The sequence below is a fragment of the Lewinella sp. JB7 genome, assembly GCF_024297185.1.
Classification (GTDB): domain Bacteria; phylum Bacteroidota; class Bacteroidia; order Chitinophagales; family Saprospiraceae; genus Neolewinella.
On sequence record NZ_JANCTD010000026.1, the window covers coordinates 1 to 1938 of the forward strand.

Annotated in this window: 2 protein-coding genes; one reads left to right on the forward strand and one right to left on the reverse strand. The window is 36.7% G+C overall.

Going from position 1 to position 1938, the window contains the following annotated elements; all coding sequences use genetic code 11:
- Window positions 1-172: 172 nt before the first annotated feature.
- Window positions 173-481 (reverse strand): hypothetical protein, encoded by a 309-nt coding sequence (locus tag NMA52_RS18645; protein ID WP_254829224.1) that lies wholly within the window; start codon window positions 479-481, stop codon window positions 173-175.
- 148 nt (window positions 482-629) lie between these two features.
- On the opposite strand from NMA52_RS18645, the gene NMA52_RS18650 reads away from it, so the two are divergent.
- Complete coding sequence (locus tag NMA52_RS18650) at window positions 630-1802, forward strand: HEPN domain-containing protein (RefSeq protein ID WP_254829225.1); 1173 nt, start codon at window positions 630-632, stop codon at window positions 1800-1802.
- Window positions 1803-1938 lie beyond the last annotated feature (136 nt).

Consider the following 1938-nt stretch of genomic DNA (forward strand, 5'->3'; position numbering starts at 1 on the left):
CCTACGGCCTCCAGGAAGCCAGGCCCCGGGCGCAGGAAAGGAAAAACAAGGATAATAATCGTAATTTTAAAAAGTGTTACCCAGGTGGGTTGACTTCTGTTACCCAGGTCTTTGGTACACAAGACCGCCATTTAAGGCGGTCCGGTACCACTAAACCAGTACTAAGCGAGCTTTACACATTTTCTAAAACAATAATGACTGCGGAATCATATTCGTATCCGTGGGCTTCTTGAGGAGATAAAGTATTTACTCCATATCGCGTATCAATCTTTTCAGCGGTCTTCAACATAATATGTCGTACTTCATGGACTTTGTAGTCGGTTGCATCGTAGGTTAATTTTACTCCGGGTTTGAGAACTTGAGATCCGTCATATTCTTCAACCGGGACATTTAGCATATCAAAGCCCTCTTTACCATATAAGTAGGCGATTGTAGCACCGTCTTTGTGAAATACGGAGTATCGTACGCGAATTGGTTCCATGGGTGCAGTTTTTTAGTTTTAAAAGTTAATAACTTCTAGTTTGCTGTAATTGTTTATTGTGTGATAGATAAATGCATGATTTTGTTCCTAACTTTTTCGTAGAGAATAAGTAGTAATTAATATAGAATTAATTTAATTTCCATTAATTATGAGATTTTCATTGCCTAAACACGAGTTTGTTGATTACCGAATTCGTCAATTAGGATATTATCAATCAATCCGTCACCATTACAAGCCATTTTTATTGTCAGATATAGGAAATGTTATAAGAGAGAAAATAGCTGACGACAAGAGATTTCAAGATTTAGTTTCTGACGATAGATGGATATTGTTTGGAAGCTTAAATTTACAAAGCTATGTTATGAGTGTTGCAGAATGGTATATCTATTCTTGCAATGAGTTTGGATTTGAATTTACTGATCAAAAACTAGATGAATATTTTGAAAGAGATCAAAATACTGCTGAGCGTATATTATGGGTCACTGGAATTGAATTAAAAGACACGCTACACATTACTGATTCAATAAAAATTGTGCCTATAAAGGATATGCCTATAACTGACGATAAAATATTTTACGATAGCTATCCACAAATGGACATGCCTTTTTATCAATTTCCAAAGGCTGCCATTGTTGGGAGCTATACTTATCCGAAGACTCGGAAGGAAAACGAAGAAGTAAAGTACGAAGGCACTTCTAAATTTGAGTTGCTGATGGTGGCTTACGCAATAAGTCTAATTGATGACATAGTCTGTGCTCCATATTTGATGACTAATTATTTGATAGGCTTGCCATCATTGGTTACTGGTGGGGGCGGTACCTATTATAAAGAATTTCATTTTAACGATAATATTTCTGAAATAGACGGCAGCCAGTTGAAAATAATACAAATATGCTACAACAGGCTCATAAATATAGAAGCTAACTTTAGAGAAAATATGATATCATCGATTCGACGGCTGATGCTCTCAAAATGTGCGAGTGATGCGAAAGATAAAATATTAGATATGTGCATTGCACTAGAAATGCTTTTGTTAAACGACAACAATAATTCTGTGCAACTGTCTTTATCATTTCGGTTAAGAGGAGCGCTGTTGTTGGGTGAGTCAAATAAAGAAAGAGAAGATGTATATGCTACCCTGAAGCAAATATATTCTATCAGGTCTAAAATAGCGCATTCCGGAATATTATCAAATAAGGCTGCTGAAATTGAGCGTATACATAAAAATCAAAACAAGTATATAATCTTAGCTGCTAAAATTATAAAAAAAATTCTGCTTGATGGATTTCCAGATTGGAATAGATTATTACTAAACAGATAGAATCGCCCAACATTGCGCCAACTCCATTAAGCTAAGCAACTAAGCGCCATACCGGAGCCTCCATCAGGGCTACTCTTCGGCCGCTATTGCGGCGAGCCAGGTTGGAAAGTAACTTTAGGGTATAGTGTCCCCGTCC

Coding starts and splice junctions, on each gene's coding strand:
- NMA52_RS18650 (WP_254829225.1), top strand. CDS start 630: ATGAGATTTTCATTGCCTAAACACGAGTTTGTTGATTACCGAATTCGT.
- NMA52_RS18645 (WP_254829224.1), bottom strand. CDS start 481: ATGGAACCAATTCGCGTACGATACTCCGTATTTCACAAAGACGGTGCT.